This window comes from Nannocystis pusilla, from assembly GCF_026626665.1.
Classification (GTDB): domain Bacteria; phylum Myxococcota_A; class Polyangia; order Nannocystales; family Nannocystaceae; genus Nannocystis; species Nannocystis pusilla.
On the sequence record NZ_JAPNKE010000002.1, the window covers coordinates 8251407 to 8277978 of the forward strand.

Consider the following 26572-nt stretch of genomic DNA (forward strand, 5'->3'; position numbering starts at 1 on the left):
GAGGACCTGTCCCATGAGCCACATCCTCTTCGTCGCGCTCACCCTGCTCGCCCCGGCCCCGGCGGCCCGCTCCGCGACCGCACCGGCCCGCCCCGCGACCGCGCCGACCCGCCCCGCTTCGCCTGTCGTGGTCGTCAGCGGCGGCGACCTCCACGTCGGCGACGGCACCGTCGTCAAGAACGCCACCGTCGTCGTCCGCGACGGCAAGTTCGCCGGCGTCGGCGGCCCCGAGCTGGCCGCGAGCGCCCCGGCCGACGCGCTGCGCATCGACGCCGCCGGCAAGGTCGTCACGCCGGGCCTCGTCGCCTGCGACAACCAGCTCGGCCTCGTCGAGATCGATCTCGAGGGCAGCACGCACGACGACGCCCGCGCCGGCGACCACCCGGTCCGCGCCGCCTACGACGCCAGCCGGGCCTTTCACGCCGAGTCGAGCCTGATCCAGGTGCAGGCGATCGGCGGCGTCACCACGGCCGCGGTCGCCCCCGCGGGCGGCTTGCTCTCGGGACAGGTCGCGTGGGTCGACCTCGTCCACGGCGATCACCGCGGCGCCCTCGCCAAGGCCGGCGTGGCGCTCGACGGCAACCTCGGCCACAGCTTCGGGGGCTCGCGCGCGGCCGCGCTGGCCAAGCTGCACGAGGTCCTCAGCGACGCGCAGGTGTTCCGCGGGCGCAAGGACGCCTACGAGCGGGCCCAGACCCGGCCGTTCGCCGCCCACGCGCTCGACCTGCAGGCGCTGCAGCCGACGCTGGCCGGCCAGATCCCGCTGACCCTGTCGGCCGACCGCGCGAGCGACATCCTCGCCGCGCTCGACCTGGCGAAGGAGTACAAGCTGCGGCTCGTGATCGTCGGCGGCTCCGAGGCGTGGAAGGTCGCGCCGGAGCTGGCGGCCGCCAAGGTGCCGGTGATCGTGCAGCCCTCGCGCAACTTGCCGAGCAGCTTCGACACCCTCGGCGCGCGCCTCGACAACGCCGCCCTGCTGGCCGCCGCCGGCGTGCCCGTCGTCATCGCCTGGCTCGACGACTCGCACAACCTCCGCAACATCACACAGGAGGCCGGCATCGCGGTCGCCAACGGTCTGCCGTGGGCCACTGCGCTGCGCGCGATCACCCTCGAGCCGGCCCTCGCCTACGGCCAGGGCGCGACGCACGGCAGCGTCGCCGTCGGCAAGGTCGCCAACCTCGTCGTCTGGAGCGGCGACCCGCTCGAGCTCAGCAGTCGTCCCACCGACGTGCTCGTCCGCGGCCGCGCGATCCCGATGGTCTCGCGCCAGACCCTCTTGCGCGACCGCTATCGCAGCCTCGACAAGTTCGGCGGCGGCAAGTCCACGAAGTCGACCGACGCGCGTCCTCGCCCCGACACCGGCGCCGCTGCGACCACCGCGGCACCCCCGCAAAAGTGACGCCCCCGCCCACGTCGCGGTATAGATCGCTGGACCCAATGACGAGTCACCACCGAAGCCCCCACCAGCTCGAGCACGGCCCGATCTTCTCGTGGCACCGCGACCACAACGGCTTCATCTTCACCTCCGGGCACGCCGCCGTCGACGTCGAGACTCTGGGCATCACTCTCGGTGACCTGGTGGCCGAGACCCACGCCACCCTCACCAACCTCCGTCGCACGCTCGAGAAGGCCGGCTCCGGCCTCGACAAGGTGCTGAAGATCACCGCCTTCATCACCGACATGGGCCAGTTCGCCGCCTTCAACAAGGTCTACGGCAAGTTCTTCCCGGGCCCCCAGATCCCCGCTCGCACCTGCATCGAAGTGGCGCGCCTGCCCTTCAACTTCAAGGTCGAGATCGAAGCCATCGCCCACCTCTGAGCGCGGCCGAGCTCTCGCTGCCGCGTGAGAGCCGTGCCGGTGACGACACAGGATGCGCGCTCGCGGTCGCCCTCGTCCTGTCGAGCCCGGCGTGAGCGTCGGGAACGAGCCGACCGACCCAAGAGACGCAGAGCCCCGCTGGCCTCCGAGTGCAGCCGCGGCCGCCCTCGTCCTGTCGAGCGCGGCGTGAGCGTCCGGGCTCACGAGCCGACCGACCGAAGAGTCGCGGAGCCCCTCCGACCGCCGAGTCCAGCCGCGGCCGACCACCGACGTCGCGCCGCTCGGTCCTCGCCCACGCCCGCGCGTCCCTGAGCGACGCCGCATGCTCGCGCCGTACCGACCCTTCGAGTTTTTCCCTCGCGGTCGCCGACCGAGAGGCCGCGCTCGAGCAGCCAGGGTGGAGCTCTCCGCGGAGCTATTTAAAACCCCGACTCCCCGCGAGGCAGTCCCACGACCGACCCGCGCCGAGATTCCCGGCATCCCGCCCCGGGAGCGAGCGCGACAGCAAATCGCCTCGGAATCAACGTTCCATGCGCAGCAAGATCGCCGCATCCCACGGCTCGCGCCATCCGTTCGCCTCGATGTAGTTCGCCCTGCGCTCACACCATTCCTTCGACTCACCCGCCTCCGCGCGGCCCCGCGGCCCGGGCACCCAACGCGGATTTGCGACATCTTCAGCGTCCATTGCATCCATTCGGAATCGTACGTCCATGCATTGACCTTTCGCCGGCGGCTCGTATAACGTCCGCCGCATGCCGACATTTCGCGCGTATTCGTTCTCACTCGCCGCATTTTTATTGGTCGCCTGTAGCGACTCCGAGAGCCCGCTTACGGCCGGGTCAATGCCAGGTCAGGTCACCGGCCCCTGTATCGAGGGTCAGTGTCTGCCGGGGCTCATGTGCTTCGTCGACACGTGTCAACCGGGCGGTAACAACAACACCCAGGGCAACAGCAGCCAACCCGACGACGACGACGGCGACACGTCGAGCACGGGCGACGCCGACCCCACCGCGGGCACCACCGGCGACATCACCACTGCGGCGACGAACCCGACGACGAACAGCACGAACAGCACGAATCCCGGCACGACCGGCGACGAGAGCACGACGACGACGAGCACCACCACCGGCGTCGACCGCACCACCGGTCCCTCGACCTCGGACTGGCCGAGCAGCGACACCGAGACCGACAGCGCCAGCTTCATCACCTCGGACTCCGGCGACGACGGCGGCACCTTCATCCGGCCGCCCGAAGATCCGTGCGACGGATGCGCCGCCAACCAGGTGTGCGTCGTCATCGACGACATCGGGCAATGCGTCGCCAAGTGCGACCCGCTGAACCAGGCCTTCTGCGGCGCGGACTACGAGTGCGTCGGCGTGGAGAACGAGTTCGCCTGCGTCCCGGACGCCTCTGGCAACACCGGCAAGGTCGGCGACGGTTGCATTTACGCCAACGGCTGCGACCCGGGCAACGCCTGCCTCAGCGGCGAGTACGTGGCCAACTGCAACGGCCAGGCCTGCTGCACGGCGTACTGCGACACCGACCTCGCCGACCCCTGCGTGCAGTACGGCATGGTGTGCGTCTCGTGGTACGGCGAGGGCGAGGCCCCCTCCGGGCTCGAAGACGTCGGGGTCTGCATCCTCGAGTGATGCCCGATCGAGACGGCTATCGGGACATGTTTTAAAAACATGCTCCAGGCGCCATGTCGCTCCGGCGACAGTCTCGTACTCGCCGTTCGCCGCCCGCAACGGCCGGCCGTCGGAGCTCGATCCCCGCGGAGTCAGGTCGAGCCGACCCGCGGCGCCAGCCGCAGTCCGCCGCCTCGTCTTTGATTGAACCTGGCCTTCAGCACATGCTCCGAAGAGCATGCCCCGAAGGCCAGGTCTCAAGGGTGCGCGAACTTCGGCTCGTCGACGAGGGGGATCCACTCCTTCTCGTCGCCGGGGACCCGCGGGAAGCGCTGCTCCTTCCACTCGTGGGCGGCCTGGACGATCCGCTCCTGCGAGCTCGACACGAAGTTCCACCAGATGTAGCGCGGCTCGCCGAGCGGCTCGCCGCCGATCAGCACCATCCGCGTCGGCGCAGTCGCCGTCAGCGCCCCGGCCTTGCCGCTGCGCAGCACCGCCATCGTGCGCGGCGGCACCGTCCGTCCGCCGCTGCGCAGCTCGCCCTCGATCACGTAGACCGCCCGCTCGGTCGCCAGCGGCGGCTCGAACGTCGCGCCCGCCTCGAGGTGGGCCTCGACGTAGACCAGCGGCGACGCGATCGGCGTCGGCGCCGTCACCCCGTAGGCCGAGCCCGCGAGCACGCGCACGCGCACGCCTGGGCTCGACAGTTCGGGGATCGTCTCGGTCGGGTGGTGCGAAAAGGCCGGCTCGGACTCCTCCGCCTCGCGCGGCAGCGCGACCCACAGCTGCAGCCCGTGCAGCCTCGGCCCCTGCGCGCGCGTCTCCGCCGGCGTGCGCTCCGAGTGGACGATCCCGCGGCCCGCGGTCATCCAGTTGATCGCGCCGGGGCGGATCGGCTGCAGCGAGCCCAGGCTGTCGCGGTGGAGGATCTCGCCCTCGAACAGGTACGTCACCGTCGCCAGGCCGATGTGCGGGTGCGGCCGCACGTCCATCCCCAGCCCCGCTTCGAGGTGCGCCGGGCCCATGTGATCGAAGAACGCGAACGGGCCGACCATGCGCCGGGCCGGCGCCGGCAGCACGCGGCCGACCTCGAACGCGTCGAGCCGGCGCGGCCGCGCCGCGATCTCGAGCTCGACCGCCGTCTCCTCTGAATCGTCTGTTTGCATGGCTGTGCTCCCTGGCGGTGTGATTCTTTTAAGAAGAATAGCGGGTGACCCAAGGGTCAGGCGAGCGACTGACGGATCTCCACCGTCGAGGTCGTCATCAGCTTGTGGATCGGGCAGCGCAGCACGGTCTCGTGCAGCTTGTGCTTGTCGGCGTCGGACAGCGCGCCCTCGAAGGCGAGCTTGACGCTGAGCACGTACGTGCCCTGGCGCTCCTGCGAGTCGTCGCGTTCGACCTCGACCGTCACGCGCTCGAGGGCGATGCCGCGGGACTTGGCGAACACGCAGGCGGTGAGCGCCTTGCACGTGGCCAGCGAGGCGTCGAACAGTTCGTGCGGGCCGGGCGCCGAGGCCGCGCCGCCGAGCGCGCTGCTCACGTCGGCGTGGAGCGTGTGCGCGTCGATCGTCACGACCTGGCGGAATTGCGGGGGCTCTCGTTCGTCGAGCGGATCGTCATGGGACCTACTTCTGTTTTACCAGAGAGACCTCGATGTTGATCGTCACCTCGTCGCCGACCATCGCCCCGCCCAGCTCGAGCAGCGCGTTCCAGGTGATCCCGAACTCCGAGCGGCGGATCTTGGTCTTCGCAGATGCGCCGATGCGGGTGTTGCCCCACGGGTCGGCCGTCTCGCCGGTCACGTCCTCGACCTTGAGCACCACCTCGCGCGTCTGGTCGCGGATCGTCAGGTCGCCGACGACGTCGTAGCCGTCGTCCGTGCGAGCCACGCGCTTCGACTGGAACGTCATCGTCGGGTACTTCTCGGCGTCGAAGAAGTCGGGGCCGCGCAGGTGCGCGTCGCGCTGCTCCTCGCGGGTGTGGATCGACCCGATCTCGACGGTCGCCTGCACGCCCGAGGCGCCGGGGTTCTGCGGGTCGAGCACGACCTCGCCGGCGAACTTCTTGAACTCGCCGCGGACGTTGGTAATCATCATGTGGCGCACGCTGAAGCCGACGCTCGAGTGCGAGGTGTCGATGGTCCAGCGGGTCGGGGTATTCGTCGCAGTCGTCATGGAGCCCAACGATGACCCCCGACCGCGCCCTCAACTAGCCCTCGCCCGGCGAACCGATTGTTGCTCTCGGGCGAACAATCCCGCGGGGCTTCTCGGCGCGGGTGCCCGCGCCGAGCTGACGGATGCACGCAAGCGCCCCCGGACCGCCGGCAAGCTCTACGGGACCGCCAAGTCCAAGCAACTGGCGGTGGACAACCCCGACCGGGCATTGAAGAACGCGGACAATTTTGGGTACTTTGTCCTCGAGTTCAAGTGACGCTCGCGGACCGACGCTCGCACGCCAGCGGGCCGCGCATGCGTGCGGCCTTCGCCATGAGCCTCGTCGCCGCCTGTACGCCGCCCCCGCCCGCTCCCGCGCCCCCGCTCCCGCAGGGCCACGGCTGCCCGAACTACACGCCGCTCCGCCACTTCGAGGACGACGCACCGCTCGTCGGCCCCTCCGAAGGCGGAGGCTTGCCCCGCGACCTCGCAGAGGCAGGCCGGTGGAAGGCGAGCAGGCGCACCGACGACGGCTACATCGCCCTGTACGTCGCAGAGGACCTCGACGGCACGCGCCTGTCGCTCGTCCGCTTCGACGCCCAGCTCCGCCAGGTCGGCCCCCCGAACGCCGTCGTCCATTACCCGGAGCCGAACACGTGGGCGATCTGGCACGCACATCTCGCGTGGTGGCCCGGAGGTACGGCGGTGAGCTGGGTCCTCTCTCCGATCGCGCGCCACGGTACGACACGCGATCCGCAGGGGTTCGTCGCGTTCATCGCTGGATCCGGCAGAACCGTCGGCGCCACCAACATCGGTCCGGTCCACGCCGCGCCAGTGTTGACCGCGACCGCGAGCGGCGTCGAGGTGGTCCACGACGACGCGCGGCACGACGGTCGACGGACCGTCGGGCGCCTGACGTGCGACCGCCTCACGCTGCCAGGACCCCCGCAGTAGCCCGCGAACGAGCTCCAGCGCAGCTCGAGTGTCCGCTCTCGACAGACCTCTCGCGTTCACTTGGCCGGGCGCGCAGAGCCGGGCTTCACCTCGCCGCAGCTCGCCTCGAGCATCCCCCCGTCGACGATGCCGAGGACCTCGCACGCCGTCGACGGCGGCCGATCTTTACCCGCGCAGTGCACCCACTGGCCAGGCTTCGCGCTGCCCTTCTCCGTCGGCGTGATGTACACGATCGTCCGCCCGTCCTCCTGCCGCGACGCGATCGCGCGCTCGCAGCCGATCGAGAGCGAGTCGTACTCGTCGCGGCCCGTCCCCGAAGGCACCTCGACCCTCGCCCCCGCGACCTTCTCGCTGTCCTCCTCGGCTCGCGCCACCGGCCCTGCGTCCTCGCCCTGCCGAGCGCTCACGGACGCCGCCGAAGCGCGCGCGGCATGCTCCTCGTCGGGGGCCGCGGCGCATCCGATCGCCCCTGCGGCGATCATCGCCACGCACCCGCCTCGCACCCGTCGCCGCCGTCCGCTGTGCTGATGCATCATCCCTCGCGCCCGGGACGGTAACATCGGAACGCGCCGGGCGTCCGACTCGACGCGTGGCGCGTTCATTTTCATCCCGTCGCGACGATCGCCGCGCCTCGCGAGCGCGGCGATCGTTTTTTTACAAAAGGAGCCTCAGCGCGACAGGTACGGGTAGCTCTGCAGCACCCCGAGCAGCCACGACTCGCCGAGCGTCGTCTCGACCGCGAGGTGGCGGTCGCGGAGCCAGCGGATCATGCGTTCGACGTCGAAGTCCATCGCCGACAGCACGTCCTCGCAGGTAAGGCCCATCTTGATCTCGAACGTCAAGTTCTCGCCGAGCTCGACGCGCTCGCTGCCCGGCAGCACCATGTCGTCGTCCGGGTTGCGGAGGATCACCTCGTGGCAGCGGGCGAACAGGTTGTGTACGTTCGCCAGGCTGTCCTGATACGCGCCCGTCATGAAGAACCCGAGATAATACTTCTCGTCCGCCGTGCGGCGCTCGTGCAGCGGCAGGTACGGCATGTTCTCGTCGGGGTGGGCGAACGTCTCGACGCAGCCGTCGGAGTCGCAGGTGATGTCGACGATCTGCGCGTTGATGGTCGGCTTCTCGCCGTGGCGGGACAGCGGCGCCGCGGGGAACACCTGGTCGATGCTCCACGCGTCGGGGATGCTCTGGAAGATCGAGAAGTTCACCAGGTACTTCTGGTGGGCCTTGCCGAGGAAGTCGACGATCTCCTCGGGCGGGTGCGGCATCGACTCGACGATCTGCTTGACCTTGTTGCGGATCCGTCCGAACAGGCCCTCGGCGCTGGCGCGGTCCTGCAGGCTCAGGTAGCCGCGCGAGAACAGCTGCAGGCACTCGTCGCGGTAGTCGATCGCGTCGTGGAAGTACTCCTCGACGTTCTTGATGTTGAGGCTCTCGAGCGTGCTGCGCAGCTCGTGGACCAGGCGGTGCTCCTCCTCGCTGGGCTCGGGCACCGGCATCAGCTCGCCCTGGACCTCGCGGAGGTCGGCGATCGTCACCGCGTGGTTGGCCACCACCACGCGGCCCGACTCGGTGAGCAGCGTCGGCTGGCGCGCGCCCACCTCGCGGCAGGCCTCGATCACCTCGAACACCACCTGCGACGCGTACTCCTCGAGCGAGTAGTTGGCCGACGACGGGTACGACGTGCGCGAGCCGTCGTAGTCGACGCCGATGCCGCCGCCGAGGTCGAGGTAGCGCAGCTGCGGCGCCAGCTGCTGCAGCTCGGCGTAGATGCGGGCGCCCTCGCGGACGGCCGTCTTGATGCGCTTGATCTGGGTGATCTGCGAGCCGATGTGGAAGTGCAAGAGCGACAGCTGCTCGACCATCCCCGCGTTCGTCAGCTCGCGCACCACCGCCAGCAGCTCGTTGGTCGTCAGGCCGAACTTGCTGCTCTCGCCGCCGGAGCTCTGCCAGCGGCCGCTGCCGCGGCTGTACAGCTTGGCGCGCATGCCGACCTCGGGCTTCGCCGTCCAGTCCTGCTCCTGGTAGACGTCGAGGTAGCGGCGGACCTCGCGGGTCGACTCGAGCACGATGATCACGTGGTGCCCGAGCTCGGCCGCGTGGAAGGCCATGCGCATGAACTCGCGGTCCTTGTAGCCGTTGCAGACCAGCAGCGAGCCCTTGAGCGGCGGCTGGGCCATCGCCAGCAGCAGCTCCGGCTTCGAGCCGGCCTCGAGCCCGTAGTTGAACTTCTCGCGCGCCTTGACCACCGTGTCGACCACGCTGCGGCGCTGGTTGACCTTGAGCGGGTACACGCCGATGTGCTTGCCCTGGTAGCTGTTGTCGGCGATCGCCTTGGCGAAGCCGTCCTTCAGCGTGCCCATCTGGTTCTCGATCATCGTCGGGAAGCGCACCACGTAGGGCGTGCGGATGCCGCGGCGGGCCAGCTCTTGCGACAGCGCGTAGAGGTCGACCGCCGGCGAGTTGGGCGCCGCGAACACCAGGTGGCCCTCGTTGCTGGCGCGGATGAACGCGCTGCCCCAGCGGTTGATGCCGTAGCGCTTGAACGACGTCTCGACCGCGAGCGCCTGCGCCTGCGCCGAGCGCTTGCTCGCGTCGGGCTCGACGCCCCCCGGCACCTCGACCGCCACCGGCGCCGCCGGCTTGACCACTTCTGCTTCCGTCGTCTGGCTCATCTCGCCGGGGATGATGGGTGCGCATCGGCCCCGGCCGCAAGCCCTTTCTCGGCCCAGGGCAGAGTACCCGTTCCGTTCCGGGCGCCTCTTGACACTGGCGCAGCGGCCGCGAACCCGGGCACCTGCTATGTTCGCTTGGCCATGACCCCTGAGGACCTTGACCGCCTGCTCTCGACGCCCTCGGAGCATGAACACCTCGAGTTCAAGGCAGCGCACGGCGGCTTCAACAGAGACAAGGTGGGAGACTACTGCTCCGCCCGCTACAACGAGGGGGGCGGGCGTCTCCTCCTGGGCGTCTCCGACAAGGCGCCGCGTCGAGTCGTGGGCACCACCGCCTTCGACGGCACGCTCCAACAGGTCAAGCACGAGCTCCTTCAGCTCATCGGGATCCGCATCGACGTCGAGGAGATCGAACACCCTGATGGTCGCGTCCTTGTCTTCACGGCGCCCCCACGCCTGCGGGGCCATGCGTTGAGCTGTCGCGGTCGGTATTGGATGCGCTCGGGTGAGAGCCTGGTCGCCATGACCGACGAGCAGCTCCGCAAGCTGCTCGACCTCACTCTCGACTTCTCTGCCGAGATATGTGGCCCGGCGGAGCTCTCGGATCTCGATCCGGTCGCTATTCAGCGGTTCCGCTCGGAACGGCGGCGTCATCGTCCCGGGCTGCAGTTGTCCGAATCCGATCGCCAACTCCTCGAGGATGCTGAACTGCTCGTGGACGGGAGAGTTACATTCGCAGCCCTGATCCTGCTCGCCAACGAACGCGGCTTGAAGCGACACCTGGGCAACGCGGAGATCATCTTCGAGTACCGCAACGACGAAGCCGCTATCGAGTACGCAGAGCGAAGGGACATCACCCGTGGTTTTCTCGCGGTGATGGATGACATCTGGGCGCTCATCAACCTGTGGAACACTGAGCATCAGTACCAGGACGGCCTGTTTCGGCGCTCGGTTCGAGCGTTCAACGAGAGCGCTGTTCGTGAGGCGCTGCTCAACGCCGTTAGCCACCGTGACTATCGCAACGGGGGCTCGGTCTTCATCAAACAGTTTCCGGACCGCCTCAGCATCACGAGCCCTGGCGGCTTCCCGGAGGGGATCTCTGCGGAGAACCTGCTGTATCGTCAGAGCCCACGCAATCGTCGTCTGGCCACCGCTCTCCAACACTGCGGCCTCGTCGAACGCTCCGGGCAAGGCGCAGATCGCATGTTCGCTGCGTCACTTCGTGAAGGCAAACTCTTGCCCGACTATTCGACTTCGGACGCATACCACGTGGCGCTGGACCTGTACGGACAGGTCCGCCGCCCCGCGTTCGTCCGCTTCATCGAGCGCCTCGCCAACGAGAGCGGTCGGCCGCTCGGCCTTGAGGACCTCCTGGTCCTAGACGCGGTCGACCGTGGACAACCCGTTGCACCTGCGCTGAGAGAGAGCGCGGCTGCTCACGGATCTCGGAGCGATCGAGAAGCGTCCCCGGAACCAGTACATCCTCGGGGCCCGTTTCTATGCCGACTCTGACGACCAGAGCGAGTACACGCGGAGGCGCGGCCTCGATCGGGAGACGAACAAGGCGCTGCTGCTCGACCACATTCGGCGCGCCGACGAACAGGGGAGCCCGATGGAAGAGCTCCTCCAAGTGCTCCCGGCCTTGACTCGAGAGCAAGTGAAGACGCTCGTCTCGGAGCTCAGGGATCGAGGCGATATCGTCCTCCATGGTGCTGGGCGCGGAGCGCGCTGGCACCCGGCCCCAAAGCGACTCCAATAAATTCGGCACGAAGTCCACCAAGCGGAGCGGGGCGCGATTTCTGGTCCCCATTCAGCCCCAATGTTTTGGGGGGCGAAGATCTAAGTGCTGGAATTGTATTTATTTTTCGACCCCAATTCTCCACGATTTCTCCCTGTTTATGGCGCCCTCCCCGCCGGGGGCATGCCCGCGCCTCTGCTATCCTCCCGCCCCGCGCCCGCAGGGCGCCCCAGGAGTCGTCACGCCATGGCCTCGTATCAGTACATCTACACCATGAAGGACCTGCGCAAGGTCTACCCCGGCGGCAAGGAGGTGTTGAAGGGCATCTGGCTCAGCTTCCTCCCCGGCGCGAAGATCGGCGTGCTCGGCCTCAACGGCTCCGGCAAGTCGACCCTCCTCAAGATCATGGCCGGCGTCGACAAGGAGTTCATCGGCGAGGCGTGGAGCGCCGAGGGCGTCTCGGTCGGCTATCTGCCGCAGGAGCCCGCGCTCGACCCCAAGAAGGACGTCAAGGCCAACATCGAGGAGGCCGTCATCGGCATGAAGACGACGCTGGCCCGCTTCGAGGAGGTCAGCAACAAGCTCGGCGAGCCGATGAGCGACGACGAGATGAACCGGCTGCTGGCCGAGCAGGCCGAGCTGCAGGACAAGATCGACGCCGGCAACGGCTGGGAGCTCGACCGCACCCTCGAGATCGCCATGGACGCGCTGCGCTGCCCGCCCGGCGACGCCGACGTCACCAAGCTGTCGGGCGGCGAGAAGCGCCGGGTCGCCCTGTGCCGCCTGCTCTTGCAGCGCCCCGACCTCCTGCTGCTCGACGAGCCCACCAACCATCTCGACGCCGAGAGCGTCGCCTGGCTCGAGCGCCACCTGCAGGACTACCCGGGCACCGTCGTCGCGGTCACCCACGACCGCTACTTCCTCGACAACGTGGCCGGCTGGATCTTGGAGCTCGACCGCGGCTCCGGCATCCCGTGGAAGGGCAACTACTCGTCCTGGCTCGACCAGAAGAAGAAGCGCCTGGCCCAGGAGGAGAAGGCCGAGTCCAACCGCCAGCGCACCCTGCAGCGCGAGCTCGAGTGGGTGCAGATGAGCCCGCGCGCCCGCCAGGCCAAGAGCAAGGCCCGCGTCAAGGCGTACGAGGAGCTGCTGGCGCAGGCGAGCGACAAGAAGGTCGACACCACCGACCTCGTCATCCCCTTCACCAAGCGCCTCGGCACCACCGTGGTCGAGTGCAAGGGCATCAGCAAGGCCTACGGCGACCACCTGCTGTTCGAGGACCTGACCTTCACCCTCCCGCGCGGCGGCATCGTCGGCGTCATCGGCCCCAACGGCGCCGGCAAGACCACCCTGTTCCGCATGATCACCGGCCAGGAGAAGCCGGACGGCGGCAACATCAAGGTCGGCGAGACCGTCGACGTCGCCTACGTCGACCAGTCGCGCGACGCCCTCGACCCCAACAAGACCGTGTGGCAGGAGATCTCCGGCGGCCAGGAGGTCCTCAGCATCGCCGGCCGCGACGTCAACTCGCGCGCCTACGTCAGCAAGTTCAACTTCAACGGCGCCGACCAGCAGAAGAAGGTCGGCGTGCTGTCGGGCGGCGAGCGCAACCGCGTCCACCTGGCCAAGCTGCTCAAGCGCGGCGGCAACCTGCTGCTGCTCGACGAGCCGACCAACGACCTCGACGTCGACACCCTCCGCCACCTCGAGGAGGCGCTCTTGGCCTTCCCCGGCTGCGCCGTCGTCATCAGCCACGACCGCTGGTTCCTCGACCGCATCGCCACCAACATCCTCACCTTCGAGGGCGACTCCAAGGTCACCTGGTTCGAGGGCAACTTCGCCGACTACGAGGCCGACAAGAAGAAGCGCCTCGGCGACGACGCCCTCCAGCCGCACCGGATCCGCTACAAGAAGCTGACCCACTGAGCATGCCCTGAAAGACATGCCCGCGAGGACATGTCCTCGCGGGCACGTTTTTTTGGGGCCGCGCGACCGGACCGATCAGTAGTTCCACGCGACGCAGTCGGTCGTCGTGCGCACGACGAATTCGGCCAGCGTGCGCATGTTCGTGACGAACGTCCGGGTGTCGAGATAGTCGCCGGGGGTGGCGCCGCTGCGCGGGCCGCCCGGGCTGTACGTCGTGATCCACCGCTCGTTGTTCACCGCCGTGTCGACGGCCTGCGCCGTGTCGGCGCGCAGCTCTGGCACGAACGCTTCATCACCGTCGTGTCGCTCGCCAGCCGGTCGTACTCGGCGTGGATCGCGGCCAGCTGCGACGGGACCTCCCAGCCGTAGTTCTGGTAGGTCGGCGGCGCCGAAGAGAACTGGACCGGATACCCGCCGGGGTTGACCGTGTAGAAGCCGACGTTCGACGGCGAGGTGTCGTCGAGCTCGATGTAGCGGTGGATCAGCGTGTCGTTCGCGTAGTCCACGGTCTCGAGGTACGCGAGCGCCGTGCCGACCGCGGCGCGGTTGGCCGGCACGCTCGGGTCGAGCTGGTAGAGGCGAAGGAGCGCCCACATGGTGTCCTGGCTCTCCTGGCCCGCGATGGCCGGAGTCTCCCAGCTCCGCGCCCACCGCGGCTGCATCTGGAGGTCGTACTGCTGCGCCCACGCGGGCTGCGGCTGAGGCATCTGCGCGCGGCGAAGGAAGTCGCCGTAGGCGGTCAGCATGCTCTGGTAGGTCGACGCCTGCGCCGGATAGACCTCCCTCGCCCAGTACAGCATCTCCACGAAGGCCGACGCGAGGTTGTCGTTCAGCGTCGGGTCGTCCCAGTACTCGGTGGTGTACGAGTTGGCGTAGCAATTGGCGAGGCCGCACGAGGTCCCGATCGAGGGCGGATAGCTGGCCTGCAGCGCCGGCCGGGCGGCGACGGGACCGGCGAACCCCTGCGGGAAGCCGCCGTTCGTCGGGTACTGCGAGGTCTCGACCCGCGCGCGGGCGTAGGCGGAGGAGCCGGAGATCGCCGCGTCCGCGAAGCCGAGGAGCTGGTCGGTGCGCATCATCGCGATCAGCGCGAGCTGGGTGACCTGGTCGTCGTAGACCGTGAACTTGCAGCCGCCGCAGCTACAGTTCGCCGTGGTGTTGAGGTAGCAGGCCTTGAGCACCGGCGTCGGCTTGAAGTCCGCGTACAGGCGCCAGCCGCCCGACTTGACCTGCCCGTGCCGCAACGCCATCGCCGCGTCCTGCGCGTAGGTCTTGAGCGCCGGGGTCGCCGGGTCGGCGAGCGCGGCCTCCACGAACGCGATCGTCACGTCCGCAGTGCCCGGTGACTGGATCATGATCTGATCGTCGTCGAGCTGGATGTCGCCCCAGCGCTCGCTCAGGTTGGTGGCGTTTTGGTGCCACGCATACCCGCCGTGGCGGGCAACGTTGTCGTGGAAGTACTTCGCCGCGTTGCGCATGCGCCCCAGCGCCTTCGCCCGCAGCGGGGTCGCGGCGGTCGGCTCCGCCTCGCCGATCGCGAGGGTCGGTCGTGAGTCGTGGCGCCCGAGCTCGGCGCCCGTCGAGTCACTCTCCAGCGCGGTGTCCGTCGAGTCGCTCTCCGCCTCGGTGCCCGTCGCGTCGCAGGCGAGCAGCGAGAGGGCAGGCAAGAGAGCGAGCGTAAGAAGTCTTGTCATGAACGAGATTCCCCTGTTTCTTGATCGATCGGTCGTCACGAGGGCGGCCTCGGCTCGGTCACCTGCCGATCCGCGCGCGAGCGAGCGCGGCCGGTCGTGCGACCGCGCTCCGCGGTCGTCGACTAACCACAGCCCGGCCAGCGCATCGGAGCGCGCCGGAGCGCGCAGCAGACGGAGCGGAGAACCCACGCGCGGGCACAGTGCCCGCTCGCCCGGCAAAGTTACAGGTCGCCGCAACTACGTCGCGAGACCGTCCCGCGACGGGCGCGAGCGAGCTCGTGTCCGTCGCCGACCACGACTGGGGCCGCACGCTCTCGGCGAGCGGACTACTCGAAAGGCCCGACCGAGGCCCCAGGTCCTGGCGCCCCGACCCCTCGGGCGCCCGTCGAATCCATTGCTGTCCGAAGGGACATGCCCTTCCGACCAGATTCGTTTTCTGTCCGAAGGGACATGCCCTTCAGACCAGCCGAGGCATCCGCTCCTGCGCCGCCTGTCGCTCGAGCAGCACCGCCGTCAGCACCGCCCGCACCCCCGACACCTCGAGCCCGCGCATGTGGCCGAGCAGCGCGTCCATGTGGATCTGGAAGCCGCACCGCGTCACCTCCACCGGCGTCAGCGGGCACTGCAGCTCGCCGCGGTGGAGCAGCGCCAGCAGCCGCTTGAGGTCCTCGGTGGGCACGCGGACGAGTGCGTTGTGCAGCATCGCCGGGGGCATAGCCCCTCGCCCGCCCGCGAGCAAGCGCATGCGCCTCGCGCGTCGCGCCCCTCGCTCGCCGGCGCCACACAGCCGCGTCGGCGCGCTCCTCTGCCGCGCTCGCTCACGCGGGCGGAGGACTCGCGGTCCCGCCTGCCCGGCATCCGGCCCCGCATCGACTCGGCCGCGCGCCGCCCTCGCCTCACTCCTCGGGCGGCGGGTCCGGCAGGCGGAACGACCTGATGAAGTCCTCGCCGGCGCTGTGACAGCCGACGCACACGTCGGGCCGCCCGGAGAAGCGGGGCTCCTCGCTGGAGCCGTCGTACTGCTCCCAGGCCCACACCCCGGCCTGCTTCTGCATCACCGCCACCTGCACCAGCGACCCGCCCTCCATCGCGTCGTAGCCGGCCAGGACCACCATCGCCTCGTCGGACCACGCGGGCAGCCCCTCGGGCAGCACCATCGCCTGGTCGGCGACCACCACGTCGTTGATGTAGATGTCGACGAACCCGCCGTGGGGCGCGACCACCGGCTGACGCTCCGCGCGGTTCTTCGGCCGGGCCCACATCGTGTAATCGCCGGCCTCGGCCAGCAGGGTCGGCGGCTCGGACACCGGCTGCAGCGGCTCCTCACAGCCCGCGGGGACGACTCCCGGCACCAGGGCGGCCAGGGCGGCGATCGCGGCGCGTCGGCGCGTCGACATCGCCGACACCATAACACCCTTTGCGGCTACGATCCGCGCCCCCGTGCCGAGAAACCCCATCACCGCCCGCGCGCTCGCCGTCCAGACCCTCCGGCAGATCGATCAACGCCGCGGCTTCAGCAACCGGATCCTGGCCGAGCACTTCGAGCGCCACCCCGACCTCGAGCGGCGCGAGCGCGGCCTCACCACCACCCTCGTGTACGGCGTGCTGCGCCACCGCGGCCGCCTCGACGCCCTGATCGACGCCGCCGCCGCGCGCCCCAAGGCCCTCAGCGCCCGCGCGCGAGAGATCGCCCGCGTCGCGGTGTTCGAGCTGCGCGAGCTGCAGCACCCGCCGCACGCGGCGATCTCCCAGGCCCTCGGCCTCGCCACCGCCCTCGACCCCAGCGGCGGCCTGGCCCGCCCGCTGCACGCGATCCTCGCCGCCATCGACCGCGAGGGCGCCGCTTTCGACGCCCGCCTCGCCACCGGCAAGCCGCTCGACGTCCTCGCCAATCGCTGGTCGATCCCCCGCTGGCTCGCCGGCCGCTGGCTCGCCCATCTCGGCCCCGACCTCGCCCTCGCCCGCGCCCGCGCCCTCGCCGAGCCGCCCGCGGTCGAGCTCCGCGTCGACCTGTCCCGAACGACAGCCGAGGACGTCGCCGCCGCCCTGCGCGAGGCCGACCCCAAGGCCTTCGTCGAGCAGCTCCCCGACCAGCCGCAGGCCCTGCGCGTGCGCGGCGGCGGCGAGTTGGTCCGCCACCCGCTGCACGAGCGCGGCCTGTTCTCGATCCAGGCCCTCGGCGCGCAGCGGGCGGCCCTGGCCCTCGCGCCATGTCCTGAAGAACATGTCCTGGACGCCTGCGCCGGCATGGGCACCAAGTCGCTGCAGCTCGCCGAGCTGATGCGCCGCCGCGGCCGCCTGGTCGCCGCCGACGCCAGCGAGGTCCGCCTCGGCGAGCACGCCGGCCTGCGCCGCCGCGGCGAGCTCGACGGCCCCGAATTCACCTTCACCACCGTGGTCGCCGACCTCGCCGCCCCCGAGCCGCAGCCCGGGGTCGACGACACGACCTACGACGCCGTCCTCCTCGACGCCCCCTGCACCGGCCTCGGCAACCTGGCCCGCCACCCCGAGCTGCGCGCCACGGTGCAGTTCGACGACATCGCCGCCTGCGCCGACCTGCAGCGCCGCCTGCTCGACCGCTGCCGCGCCCGCGTGAAGCCCGGCGGCCGCCTGGTCTATGCCGTCTGCAGCCTCGAGCCCGAGGAGGGCCCGCGCCTGGTCCGCGCCACCTGCGACGCCGGCGGCTTCACCCTCGAGCACGAGGAGACCTGGACGCCCGAGGCCCACCACACCGACGGCTTCTATCTGGCCCGCCTCCGCCCGGCCTGAGCGAAACACATGTCCCGCGGGACATGTCGCATCGCCGGCGAGCGAGCACGACGACCTGTCTCCCTGCGCCGGAGCCGTGTTGCATCTGGCCCGCCTCCGCCCGGCCTGAGCGATACACATGTCCCGAGGGACATGTCGAATCGCCGGGCGGGCGAGCACGACGACCTGTCCCCTGCGCCGGAGCCGTATTGCATCTGGCTCGCCTCGTCCGACCCGATCGATGCGACATGTCCCTCTGGACATGTCGCCCGACGACCTGTCCCCCTGCGCCGGAGCCGTGTTTCCGATCTGTCTTCAAGGACAGCGCGAGCCAAGACGATCCGCGACCTCTCCCGCCCCGCTGCGGGCAGCCGCTCCGCTGCGCTCGAGCTGGATCTTCGAGCCGTCTCCCAAGGTAGATCGTCTCGCCATCCTGAACGGGGCCAGCGACACCTCTCCCACCGCGCGAGCACTTCTGCACCACACGATGGCTGTCTCCAAGGACAGGATAGGTTCGCCGTGATGACGACCCGAGCGTCATCCCTCCTTCGCAGACAGACCTGCTCGCATGGGGGATGGCGCCTCCGCCCTCGCCCGCGAGTCCGCGCTGCGGTCGATCCGCGGCGAGTTCAGGGCGCCGCGCCGGGCGACGCCGGGGCCGGCGGGACTCCGCCGATCATCTGCTGCAGCTTGGCCGCGTTGGGGTCGTCGCTGGGGACGGCGTCGATGAACTTGCGGGCGTGGTGCTGGGCCTCGTCCTTGACCCCTGCCTCCCACGTGAGCACCGCCAGGTTGAAGCGGGCCGGGTTGTAGTTCGGGTCGGCCTTGAGGGCCGCCAGGTAGCGGCTGCGGGCGTTGTTGTACTTGCCGCGCTTCTGCGCCACGAGGCCGAGGTTGTAGAGGACCAGCGCGTCGCCGCCGTCGCTGGCGAGCGGCTCGAGCAGGCGCGTCGCCTCGTCGAGGTCTTCGCGGAGGATCGCCAGCTTGGCGGCGAGCAGCTTGGCGTCGCGGCCGGCCCCCGCGGCGATCGCCTGCTCCACCGCGAGCCGGGCCTCCTCGTGGCGCCCTGCCGCCTCGAGCTCGAGCGCCTCGCGGAGCTGCTTCTCGGCCTCGGGCGACGCGGCCGGCTCGGCGGCCGGGGTCTCGGCGCTCGGCCGGTCGGGCGGGGCGGCGGGCGTCGAGCCGTCGCAGGCCACTGGCAACGCGAGCAGGAGCGGGAGCAGCACGACACGGCGCAGGCACGGCAACATCAGGACCTCGGAGGCCTCGCAGTCATAGCATTAACCGGCCGTCGGGCGTCGGCGATCGCCGTCCCCGACGCGCGTCGGCGCGCCTGCCGCCGCGCCCGTGTCCCACCTCGCGCCGCGCGACGCCGCCCGACACCTGTCCCTTGGGCCATATCACGTGAGACGTCCCCGCCCCGTCCGCGGCGCGGCAGCATGTCCCTTGGGACATCCACAAGGCTTCACCGTGCAGCCGGCGACGCACTCGCCTCGCGCGAAAGTGTCGCTTGTGAACACGCCGGCAATCATGATAGCTTGCCGGGCGATCGTGGCGCTTTCGACGTGGGTCGACGCCGCGTCTCTCGTTGTAGACGTCGCTCTTGGGACTGGGGGTGAGCATGCGCCGAACCGCGCGTAAGCGCCGGTGTGAGGCTGGATTGGGGCTGATATGCGTCGCCGCGCTCGCGGCCGGCTGTGCCGACGACACCACCGCCGGCACGCTCTCCATTAGTGGTACCGAGGGCTCGACGGCGACCACCACCGACGCCCCGACGTCCACCGATTCGCCGACGTCCCCCGTCACCACCGACGCCCCGACCACCACCAATCCGGTGACCACCACCGATTCCACCACCACCGAGTCACCGACCACCACGGTCGACCCCACCACCACCGACTCGACCACCACCACCACGACCGACACCGACTCGACGACGACTTCCACGACGACCTCCGTCACCGACACCGACGCCACCACCGGCGATCCCCTCGTCGGCCGCTCCGTCACCCAGACCGTCAACAGCGGCACCGTCGCCTCCAGTCCCAACTTCCGCATGGTCTTCACCCTGGGTCAGCCCACCCAGAACCAGGCTGTCTACACCTCCGACAACTTTCGCCTCCAGGGCGGCCTCATCGGCGCCAACGGGAACCCGCCATGAAATCGCTACGCAGCTCGACGATGACGAAGAAGTGGTGGCTCGGTGCCCTCCTCGCCTCCGCCTGGCTCCTCCCCCTCGACGCCAGCGCCCTCGCCGTCCCGGCCCTCGTCACCCACCAGGGCCGCCTCTTCGACGCCGGCGGCGTCCCCGTCGACGGCACCCAGGACATCACCTTCGCCATCTACGACGCCGAGGTCGCCGGCAACGAGATCTGGGCCGAGACCATCAGCGTCACCTTCGATGAGGGTTTCTTCTCCGTCCGCCTCGGCGAGCAGCTCGTCCTCGACGAGGTCGTCTTCGACGGCAGCACCCGCTGGCTCGGCATCACCGTCGGCAGCGACCCGGAGATGACCCCGCGTGCCGCCATCGTCAGCGTCCCCTACGCCATGTTCGCCGGTGACGTCCGCGGCGAGATCAACCCCACCAGCGTCAACATTCAGGGCTTCGGCCAGGTCATCAACGAGAGCGGCCAGTGGGTCGGCGATCCTTCCGGCCTGATCGGCCCCGCGGGCCCGCCCGGGCCCGCCGGTCCTGCCGGTTCCGAGGGCCCCGCGGGTCCTGCCGGCGCCGAAGGTCCCGCCGGCCCCGCCGGTCCTGCCGGTCCTGCCGGCGCCGAAGGTCCTGCAGGTCCCGCCGGCGCCGAGGGTCCCGCCGGTCCCGCGGGCCCTGCCGGTCCTGCCGGCCCCGAAGGCCCTGCCGGCCCCGCCGGCGCCGATGGCCAACCCGGTCCCGCCGGCCCTGCCGGTCCCGCAGGTCCCGCCGGTCCCGAAGGCCCCCAGGGCCCTCAAGGGCTTCAGGGCGACATCGGCCCCGCCGGTCCCCAAGGCCCTCAGGGCGACATCGGCCCCGCCGGTCCCCAAGGCCCTCAGGGCGACATCGGCCCCGCCGGTCCCCAGGGTCCGCAAGGCGAACCGGGCCCTGCCGGCCCTCAGGGCACCCAAGGCGAACCCGGCCCGGCCGGTCCGCAGGGTCCGCAAGGCGATCCGGGCCCTGCCGGTCCCCAGGGCCTCCAGGGCGAACCCGGCCCGGCCGGCGCCCAGGGCCCGCAAGGCGACCCCGGCCCCGCTGGGCCTGCCGGTCCCGCTGGCCCCGCCGGTCCTGCCGGGCCGCAAGGCGTCCAGGGCGACCCGGGCCCCGCTGGCCCTGCCGGTCCGACCGGGCCCGCCGGCCCCGCCGGCCCCGCCGGTGCCCAGGGTCCGGCCGGCCCTCCGGGTCCCCAGGGCGCAATCGGCCCAATGGGCCCCGCCGGCCCGGTCGGCCCCATCGGTCCGCAAGGCCCTGCCGGCCCCGCCGGCCCGGCCGGCCCCACCGGCGCCACCGGCCCTCAAGGCCCGCAAGGCGCCACCGGCCCGCAGGGCCCGCAAGGCGTCCCCGGCCCGACCAGCATGCCCGCCTGCCCCGCGGTGGGCTTCGCCGATCAGCTCGCCGCGGTGAACACGACCCGCTCGCTGCTCTGCGTGTACCACGAGGGCTTCGCCGGCGACTGGAACAAGGCCTCGAGCGACTGTTACACCTACTACGGCGGCGCGCATCTGTGCCGCCACGAGGAAGTCCGTCGCGCCTGCCTCGCCGGCGGATTCACGCCCATCATCAATTCCTGGATCGCCGAACGTATCGACGACGACGACGCCATGTACGTCAACATCGCCGACTGCGGCAACTTCGACGGCCAGGACCCGGTCGGCAACAGCAAGGCCGGCAAGTACTGCTGCTCCGAATGGCCCAAGTACTGAGCCTCGCCCCGGCCCCGCGGCCGGGTGCTCGCAATCATCGTACATGACCCGAAGTTCAGACACCTTCGCGCGCAGCGGTCGACGGATCGCCGCCGCCCTCGCCGGCAGCGGCGTGCTCCTGCTCGGCAGCTGGTACGCGCTGTCCGGCGGCGAACCGCTCGCTCCGCCGCCCGCCCCCGAGCAAGAACCCGCCGTCGCCCTCGGCGTGGCGGCGGCCGACGTCGATTCGGCGCGCCGCCAGCTCCCCGACTTCGACCCGCGCCCCGACCACTTCGCCGCCGCCCCGCCGCCGATCGAACCTGTCCCCGAGGACAAGTTGTCCGACGACCGCCGCGCCTGGCTCGCCGATCCCGGCCCTCGCGTCGAGGTCGACACGGACGCGCAGACCCGCCTCCAGACCGCCCGCGAGCTCGCCAGCGCCGAACTTCAAAAACCCTCGACGACCGCGGCAGCGCGCTCCTGCGCGCTTGCGGCGGCAAGGACCCCCGCGGGATCTTCGTGGCCGCGACCTTCGGCCCCGACGGCAAGCTGCTCGAGCACCAGTTCGTCGCCCACGGCGACCCTGCCGGCGTCCGCGAGTGCCTCCAGTCGCAGCCCTTCGCCATGTCGATCCCTCCCCCAGGCGTCGAGCTCAGCGTCCGTGGCGTGGTCGCCCCGCCGTGACCCCGACCTGTCCCGAAGCACACGTCATTTAAAAGTCCGGCGGGAATCACTCCCAAAATCGGCCCGGCAGAAGCACCCTCGGCGCTCACGGCGTGGTCGCCCTCGCCAAGACGTGACCTGTCTTGAGGGACACATCATAGTTTTAAAAACTCGCCGGTGCACCATCGCCAGGACGGCATCGTGGCGCCGCGCGTGACCGATCGTGTCCGGCCTCGCGCCCGGGCCGGCGAGCCGCTCGGCGACGGCCGCGATCGAGCTGTCCTTTCAGGCAGCATGCAATCGCCGCTGTGAAGCCGCCGACGCACCCGCCTGCGCGAAACTGCCGTCTTGTTGGCCTGCGGACATTCGTGATAGCGTCCGCAAAATCGCCGCGTCACGACGTCGCGGCGATCCTGGACGGGGGGTGGAGCATGCGCCGAACCGCGCGTAAGCGCCGGTGTGAGGCTGGATTGGGGCTGATATGCGTCGCCGCGTTCGCGGCTGGCTGTGCCGACGACACCACCGCCGGCACGCTCTCCATTAGTGGTACCGAGGGCTCGACGGCCACCACCACCGACGCGCCGACGTCCACCGATTCGCCGACGTCCCCCGTCACCACCGACGCCCCGACCACCACCAATCCGGTGACCACCACCGATTCCACCACCACCGAGTCACCGACCACCACGGTCGCCCCCACCACTACCGACTCGACGACGACGACGACCGACACCGACTCGACGACCACGACCTCCACGACGACCTCCGTCACCGACACCGACGCCACCACCGGCGATCCCCTCGTCGGCCGCTCCGTCACCCAGACCGTCAACAGCGGCACCGTCGCCTCCAGTCCCAACTTCCGCATGGTCTTCACCCTGGGTCAGCCCACCCAGAATCAGGCTGTCTACACCTCCGACAACTTTCGCCTCCAGGGCGGCCTCATCGGCGCCAACGGGAACCCGCCATGAAATCCTCGCGACCCAACCCGATGAAGAAGTGGTGGCTCGGTGCCCTCCTCGCCACAGCCTGGCTCCTCCCGCTCGACGCCAGCGCCCTCGCCGTCCCGGCCCTCGTCACTCACCAGGGCCGCCTCTTCGACGCCGGCGGCGTCCCCGTCGACGGCACCCAGGACATCACCTTCGCCATCTACGACGCCGAGGTCGCGGGCAACGAGATCTGGGCCGAGACCATCAGCGTCACCTTCGATGAGGGTTTCTTCTCCGTCCGCCTCGGCGAACAGCTCGTCCTCGACGAGGTCGTCTTCGACGGCAGCACCCGCTGGCTCGGCATCACTGTCGGCTCCGACCCGGAGATGACCCCGCGCGCCGCCATCGTCAGCGTCCCCTACGCCATGTTCGCCGGTGACGTCCGCGGCGAGATCAACCCCACCAGCGTCAACATTCAGGGCTTCGGCCAGGTCATCAACGAGAGCGGCCAGTGGGTCGGCGATCCTTCCGGCCTGATCGGCCCCGCGGGTCCGCCCGGGCCCGCCGGTCCTGCCGGTTCCGAGGGCCCCGCGGGTCCTGCCGGCGCCGAAGGTCCCGCCGGCCCCGCCGGCCCTGCCGGTCCTGCCGGCGCCGAAGGTCCTGCAGGTCCCGCCGGCGCCGAGGGTCCCGCCGGTCCCGCGGGCCCTGCCGGTCCTGCCGGCCCCGAAGGCCCTGCCGGCCCCGCGGGTGCCGATGGCCCAGCCGGTCCCGCCGGCCCTGCCGGCCCACAGGAGCACAGGGACCGATGGGCGAGCCGGGCCCCGCCGGTCCTCAGGGCCCGCAAGGCCCGATGGGCGCCACCGGTCCGATGGGCCCGATGGGCGCGCAAGGTCCCCAGGGCGTGCAAGGCCCCGCGGGACCCGAGGGCCCGACCGGTCCCACCGGCGCCACGGGCCCTCAAGGCCCTCAAGGCCCCAAGGGCGACACCGGCCCGCAGGGCCCGCAAGGCGTCCCCGGCCCCACCAGCGTGGCCGCCTGCCCGAACTACCCCGCCTTCTCGACCTTCCAGGTCAACACGGCCACCTCGCTGCTGTGCCTCTATTACGACACCGCCGGCGGCAATCAGAACTGGTACCAGAGCGCCGATCGCTGCCGCACCGCCTACGGCGGCGCGTATCTCTGCACCTACGAGCAAGTCCGCCGCGCTTGCGCCACGGGCATGACGCTGCAGCTCAACACCTGGATGGGCGACCGCGTCGACGACGACCGGGGCATCCGCGTCAACGACACCAACTGCGCCAACTTCGACGAGGACGAGAACTTCGGCTCGGCCTTCGGCGCCCGCTACTGCTGCCTGCAGTGGATGAAGTACTGACGCCGACTCGCACGCGCGCGAGCGCGACTGCTGCCCGCAGCGCTCGAGCAAGCCGACCTCGACGACTCGCGCTCGCTCGAGCGCGGCTGCTAACTGCGGCGATCGAGCAAGCCGACCTCGACGACTCGCGCTCGCTCGAGCGCGACTGCTACCCGCAGCGCTCGAGCAAGCCGACCTCGACGACTCGCGCTCGCTCGAGCGCGACTGCAGTGATCGCACCCGCAAGAGCGCGGCCTGCTGTCTGGTTTGCCCGGAGACGAACATCGTTTCGTCGCCCAACGCGCTCGACTCGCCGGGCAACTCGAGAATGAATCGCAACCGTCGAGCCCGCTCGTCGCGCGTCCTCGCCCGCCGCCGCGCTTGACCGTTCCCTGGCCGTCTGCGACCACGGGTCGTGCTCCTTCCCTCGCGCCGTCTCCTGCTCGTGCGCCCGAGCGCCGCGGCGCTCGCCTTCCTGTCGGCGGCCTGCGGCGCCCCTGCGAGCGCCCCCGAGCCCCACGCGGCCTCGCCCCTCCCCGCGGACAGCTCGCCCCATGCACCTGTCTCTGAGGACACCTCGTCTCCGATCCCTGCCCCGAAGACCAGATCGCCCCTACCTGTCCCCACGGACAGACAATCATCACCTGTCCCCACGGACAGCCAAGCAACGCCTGTCCCCACGGACAGCCAAACATCACCTGTCCCCGCGGCCAGCCCACCTCCCGCCGACGCGCAGGCCCGCTGGTGGTGCGCCTGTTACTCGCGCGTCGGCCCGACCCCTGCCACGGCCTGTCGCAAGGCCGAGGCCGACTGCAAGGGCCTCGAGCGCAAGGCGCGTGGCGCCGGCAGCAGCGCGATCGTCCCCCGCTCCCTGACGCACGTCTGCCGCGAGATCGTCGCCGAGCACCCGGGCGACCTCCTCGGCGGGCGCGAGCAGTGGAAGCCGAGCGATCGACCTGGCGCTTGGGTCAGCTTTGGCGCCTGCCTGCTGCCCGGTCCGCCCGACGCCGGCGCCGGTGACGGCGAGCCGACCGAGGAGCTGCCGTCGATCCTCGGCCGCGAGCGGCTCGGCGAGCTCAAGATCGGCTTGCCCGCCGCCGAGCTTCCCCGGCTGCTCGGCGATCGCGGGCGCCGGGGCCCGGCCCAGCTGTCCGAGGCGACCGGCAGCTACGTCCAGCAGTGGAGCTGGCCGGACAAGGGCCTCGAGCTCACCCTCGAGGCCGCCGACAAGCGCGGCCCTTACGCGCTCGCCGCCATCCGCGCGTTCGCTCCTTGCGCCCTGCGCACGGCTCGCGGGATCGGCCTCGGCGACAGCTACAAGTCCGTCGAGACCGCCTATCTCGCCGACCGCGACCCCGAGGAGGAGCAGGACGAGCTGTCCTTCGTCGCCGGTTCGGTCTATAGCGGCGTCATCTTCACCTTCGACGCCGAGCGCGGCAAGGTCAGCGAAATCTTCTTCGGCGCCGCCGCCGAGTGAGCGCGTGCAGTCATGAACGAAATGCTCCCCTGCGTCGAGGTCGACGCCAAGGTCCCCGCCACCGCCAGCGTCATCTTCCTCCACGGCCTCGGCGCCGACGGCCACGACTTCGAGCCGGCCGTACCGCTGTTCGGCCTGCCGTGGGCGCGCTTCATCCTCCCGCACGCCCCCGCGATGCCGATCACGATCAACGGCGGCTACGTCATGCCCGCCTGGTACGACATCCGCAGCCTCGGCTTCGACCCGCACGCCGGCCCGCGCGAAGACGAGGCCCACATCCGGGCCAGCGCCGCCGCCATCAACCGCCTCATCGCCCGCGAGAACGCCCGTGGGATCGCCAGCGAGCGCATCGTCCTCGGCGGCTTCAGCCAGGGCGGCGCCATGGCCCTCTACACCGGCTCGCGTCACCCCGAGACCCTCGCCGGCCTGCTCGTCCTCAGCGCCTACGAGCTCCTGGCCGACAAGCGCGAGGAGCTGACCCGCGCCAACTTCGACACCCCCGCCCTGTTCTGCCACGGCCGCCACGACCCGCTGGTGCCGATGTTCGCCGGCCGCGCCGCCCACGACGCCGCCCTCCGCCCCGGCCGCGACGTCCGCTGGCACGACTACCCGATCCAGCACGAGGTCTCGACCGCCGAGCTCGAGCTCGTGTCCGGCTGGCTTCACGAACGCCTCCCGCGCTGAAGCCCTCTCTGCCGAGAAGCGGTGCATGTCTTCATGAACATGTCCCTCGAGGCATGTGAGACGTCGCGGCCGCGAGCTGCACGCCGAGGCGGTTCGCCAATCACATGTCCTTTCGGACAGCACCCCGTCCTCCGCGAACCCATCCGCGTCGCCGTCCACGACGCGTGACTTGCCCTCGCCAAGAGTGACGACAGCTTCATTTTTAAATAGACAGCACCACGTCCTCCGCGAATCCATCGACGTCGCTGCCCACGGCAC

The 26572-nt window shown here is 70.5% G+C and carries 27 protein-coding genes; 15 read left to right on the top strand and 12 right to left on the bottom strand.

From position 1 onward, the window contains the following. Positions 1 to 13 precede the first annotated feature (13 nt). From OV079_RS36370 to OV079_RS36380, 3 genes are all read left to right on the top strand, one after another. Entirely contained in the window at positions 14 to 1399 is a 1386-nt protein-coding gene (locus OV079_RS36370) for an amidohydrolase family protein (RefSeq protein ID WP_267774109.1), read from the top strand. Between the two features lie 38 nt (positions 1400 to 1437). Next, the gene (locus OV079_RS36375; protein ID WP_267774111.1) at positions 1438 to 1818 is read left to right on the top strand and encodes a RidA family protein; all 381 of its coding nucleotides are present in this window, start codon (positions 1438 to 1440) and stop codon (positions 1816 to 1818) included. An 896-nt stretch (positions 1819 to 2714) separates the two neighbouring features. Next, the gene (locus tag OV079_RS36380; RefSeq protein WP_267774112.1) at positions 2715 to 3467 is read left to right on the top strand and encodes a hypothetical protein; all 753 of its coding nucleotides are present in this window, start codon (positions 2715 to 2717) and stop codon (positions 3465 to 3467) included. 236 nt (positions 3468 to 3703) lie between these two features. On the opposite strand, the gene OV079_RS36385 is transcribed toward OV079_RS36380, so the two are convergent. Genes OV079_RS36385 through OV079_RS36395 form a run of 3 tightly spaced genes read right to left on the bottom strand, consistent with a single transcriptional unit; the run spans position 3704 to position 5542 of the window. After that, entirely contained in the window at positions 3704 to 4612 is a 909-nt protein-coding gene (locus OV079_RS36385; RefSeq protein ID WP_267774113.1) for a pirin family protein, read from the bottom strand. 56 nt (positions 4613 to 4668) lie between these two features. Further along, positions 4669 to 5019 (bottom strand): OsmC family protein, encoded by a 351-nt coding sequence (locus tag OV079_RS36390; RefSeq protein WP_267774115.1) that lies wholly within the window; start codon positions 5017 to 5019, stop codon positions 4669 to 4671. 52 nt (positions 5020 to 5071) lie between these two features. Next, entirely contained in the window at positions 5072 to 5542 is a 471-nt protein-coding gene (locus OV079_RS36395; RefSeq protein WP_267774117.1) for a YceI family protein, read from the bottom strand. On the opposite strand from OV079_RS36395, the gene OV079_RS36400 reads away from it, so the two are divergent. Both OV079_RS36400 and OV079_RS36405 read left to right on the top strand, forming a co-directional pair. Next, positions 5541 to 5876 (top strand): M35 family metalloendopeptidase, encoded by a 336-nt coding sequence (locus OV079_RS36400; protein WP_267774118.1) that lies wholly within the window; start codon positions 5541 to 5543, stop codon positions 5874 to 5876. The two genes, OV079_RS36395 and OV079_RS36400, sit on opposite strands and share 2 nt — an antisense overlap. 38 nt (positions 5877 to 5914) lie before the next feature. Next, positions 5915 to 6553 (top strand): hypothetical protein, encoded by a 639-nt coding sequence (locus OV079_RS36405; RefSeq protein WP_267774120.1) that lies wholly within the window; start codon positions 5915 to 5917, stop codon positions 6551 to 6553. A 56-nt stretch (positions 6554 to 6609) separates the two neighbouring features. On the opposite strand, the gene OV079_RS36410 is transcribed toward OV079_RS36405, so the two are convergent. Continuing rightward, positions 6610 to 6927: a hypothetical protein gene (locus OV079_RS36410; RefSeq protein ID WP_267774122.1), complete on the bottom strand. Its 318-nt coding sequence runs from the start codon at positions 6925 to 6927 to the stop codon at positions 6610 to 6612. Between the two features lie 294 nt (positions 6928 to 7221). After that, entirely contained in the window at positions 7222 to 9228 is a 2007-nt protein-coding gene (speA, locus tag OV079_RS36415) for a biosynthetic arginine decarboxylase (protein WP_267774123.1), read from the bottom strand. Positions 9229 to 9369: 141 nt separating this feature from the next. Here speA and OV079_RS36420 point away from each other — a divergent pair, with 141 nt between their 5' ends. Next, positions 9370 to 10740: an ATP-binding protein gene (locus OV079_RS36420; protein ID WP_267774125.1), complete on the top strand. Its 1371-nt coding sequence runs from the start codon at positions 9370 to 9372 to the stop codon at positions 10738 to 10740. Positions 10741 to 11212: 472 nt separating this feature from the next. After that, the gene (gene ettA, locus OV079_RS36425; RefSeq protein WP_267774127.1) at positions 11213 to 12892 is read left to right on the top strand and encodes an energy-dependent translational throttle protein EttA; all 1680 of its coding nucleotides are present in this window, start codon (positions 11213 to 11215) and stop codon (positions 12890 to 12892) included. A gap of 75 nt (positions 12893 to 12967) precedes the next feature. On the opposite strand, the gene OV079_RS36430 is transcribed toward ettA, so the two are convergent. The 4 genes from OV079_RS36430 to OV079_RS36445 form a co-directional block, all read right to left on the bottom strand. After that, positions 12968 to 13174 carry a hypothetical protein gene (locus OV079_RS36430; RefSeq protein ID WP_267774129.1) on the bottom strand — a complete coding sequence of 69 codons (207 nt, stop codon included), beginning with the start codon at positions 13172 to 13174 and terminating at the stop codon, positions 12968 to 12970. After that, on the bottom strand, positions 13126 to 14559 hold the full coding sequence (locus tag OV079_RS36435; RefSeq protein WP_267774131.1) for a hypothetical protein: 1434 nt from the start codon (positions 14557 to 14559) through the stop codon (positions 13126 to 13128). The genes OV079_RS36430 and OV079_RS36435 overlap by 49 nt, the downstream gene beginning before the upstream one ends. 484 nt (positions 14560 to 15043) lie before the next feature. Next, positions 15044 to 15289 (bottom strand): hypothetical protein, encoded by a 246-nt coding sequence (locus OV079_RS36440; protein WP_267774133.1) that lies wholly within the window; start codon positions 15287 to 15289, stop codon positions 15044 to 15046. Positions 15290 to 15482: 193 nt separating this feature from the next. After that, a complete protein-coding gene (locus OV079_RS36445) occupies positions 15483 to 15983 on the bottom strand; it encodes a hypothetical protein (RefSeq protein ID WP_267774134.1) in 501 nt (166 codons plus the stop codon). A gap of 43 nt (positions 15984 to 16026) precedes the next feature. Between OV079_RS36445 and OV079_RS56525 the strand changes: the two genes are divergently transcribed. Further along, on the top strand, positions 16027 to 17355 hold the full coding sequence (locus OV079_RS56525; RefSeq protein WP_267774136.1) for an RsmB/NOP family class I SAM-dependent RNA methyltransferase: 1329 nt from the start codon (positions 16027 to 16029) through the stop codon (positions 17353 to 17355). A 608-nt stretch (positions 17356 to 17963) separates the two neighbouring features. On the opposite strand, the gene OV079_RS36455 is transcribed toward OV079_RS56525, so the two are convergent. Beyond that, complete coding sequence (locus tag OV079_RS36455; protein ID WP_267774137.1) at positions 17964 to 18560, bottom strand: tetratricopeptide repeat protein; 597 nt, start codon at positions 18558 to 18560, stop codon at positions 17964 to 17966. Between the two features lie 434 nt (positions 18561 to 18994). On the opposite strand from OV079_RS36455, the gene OV079_RS36460 reads away from it, so the two are divergent. Both OV079_RS36460 and OV079_RS36465 read left to right on the top strand, forming a co-directional pair. Beyond that, positions 18995 to 19495: a hypothetical protein gene (locus OV079_RS36460; RefSeq protein WP_267774138.1), complete on the top strand. Its 501-nt coding sequence runs from the start codon at positions 18995 to 18997 to the stop codon at positions 19493 to 19495. After that, positions 19492 to 21228: a collagen-like domain-containing protein gene (locus OV079_RS36465; RefSeq protein ID WP_267774139.1), complete on the top strand. Its 1737-nt coding sequence runs from the start codon at positions 19492 to 19494 to the stop codon at positions 21226 to 21228. The genes OV079_RS36460 and OV079_RS36465 overlap by 4 nt, the downstream gene beginning before the upstream one ends. A 55-nt stretch (positions 21229 to 21283) precedes the next feature. On the opposite strand, the gene OV079_RS36470 is transcribed toward OV079_RS36465, so the two are convergent. Next, positions 21284 to 21658 (bottom strand): hypothetical protein, encoded by a 375-nt coding sequence (locus OV079_RS36470; protein ID WP_267774141.1) that lies wholly within the window; start codon positions 21656 to 21658, stop codon positions 21284 to 21286. Between the two features lie 68 nt (positions 21659 to 21726). Here OV079_RS36470 and OV079_RS36475 point away from each other — a divergent pair, with 68 nt between their 5' ends. Both OV079_RS36475 and OV079_RS36480 read left to right on the top strand, forming a co-directional pair. Next, positions 21727 to 21891, top strand: a complete 165-nt coding sequence (locus OV079_RS36475; protein WP_267774143.1) for a hypothetical protein — start codon at positions 21727 to 21729, stop codon at positions 21889 to 21891. Positions 21892 to 22340: 449 nt separating this feature from the next. Further along, a complete protein-coding gene (locus tag OV079_RS36480; protein WP_267774144.1) occupies positions 22341 to 22841 on the top strand; it encodes a hypothetical protein in 501 nt (166 codons plus the stop codon). Between the two features lie 178 nt (positions 22842 to 23019). On the opposite strand, the gene OV079_RS36485 is transcribed toward OV079_RS36480, so the two are convergent. Then, positions 23020 to 23205, bottom strand: coding sequence for a hypothetical protein (locus tag OV079_RS36485; RefSeq protein ID WP_267774146.1), 186 nt, complete (start codon positions 23203 to 23205; stop codon positions 23020 to 23022). 495 nt (positions 23206 to 23700) lie between these two features. Between OV079_RS36485 and OV079_RS60665 the strand changes: the two genes are divergently transcribed. From OV079_RS60665 to OV079_RS36500, 3 genes are all read left to right on the top strand, one after another. After that, positions 23701 to 24174, top strand: coding sequence for a hypothetical protein (locus OV079_RS60665; RefSeq protein WP_267774148.1), 474 nt, complete (start codon positions 23701 to 23703; stop codon positions 24172 to 24174). A 394-nt stretch (positions 24175 to 24568) separates the two neighbouring features. Beyond that, positions 24569 to 25630 carry a hypothetical protein gene (locus OV079_RS36495; protein WP_267774150.1) on the top strand — a complete coding sequence of 354 codons (1062 nt, stop codon included), beginning with the start codon at positions 24569 to 24571 and terminating at the stop codon, positions 25628 to 25630. A 12-nt stretch (positions 25631 to 25642) separates the two neighbouring features. After that, on the top strand, positions 25643 to 26314 hold the full coding sequence (locus tag OV079_RS36500; RefSeq protein WP_267774152.1) for an alpha/beta hydrolase: 672 nt from the start codon (positions 25643 to 25645) through the stop codon (positions 26312 to 26314). Positions 26315 to 26572 lie beyond the last annotated feature (258 nt).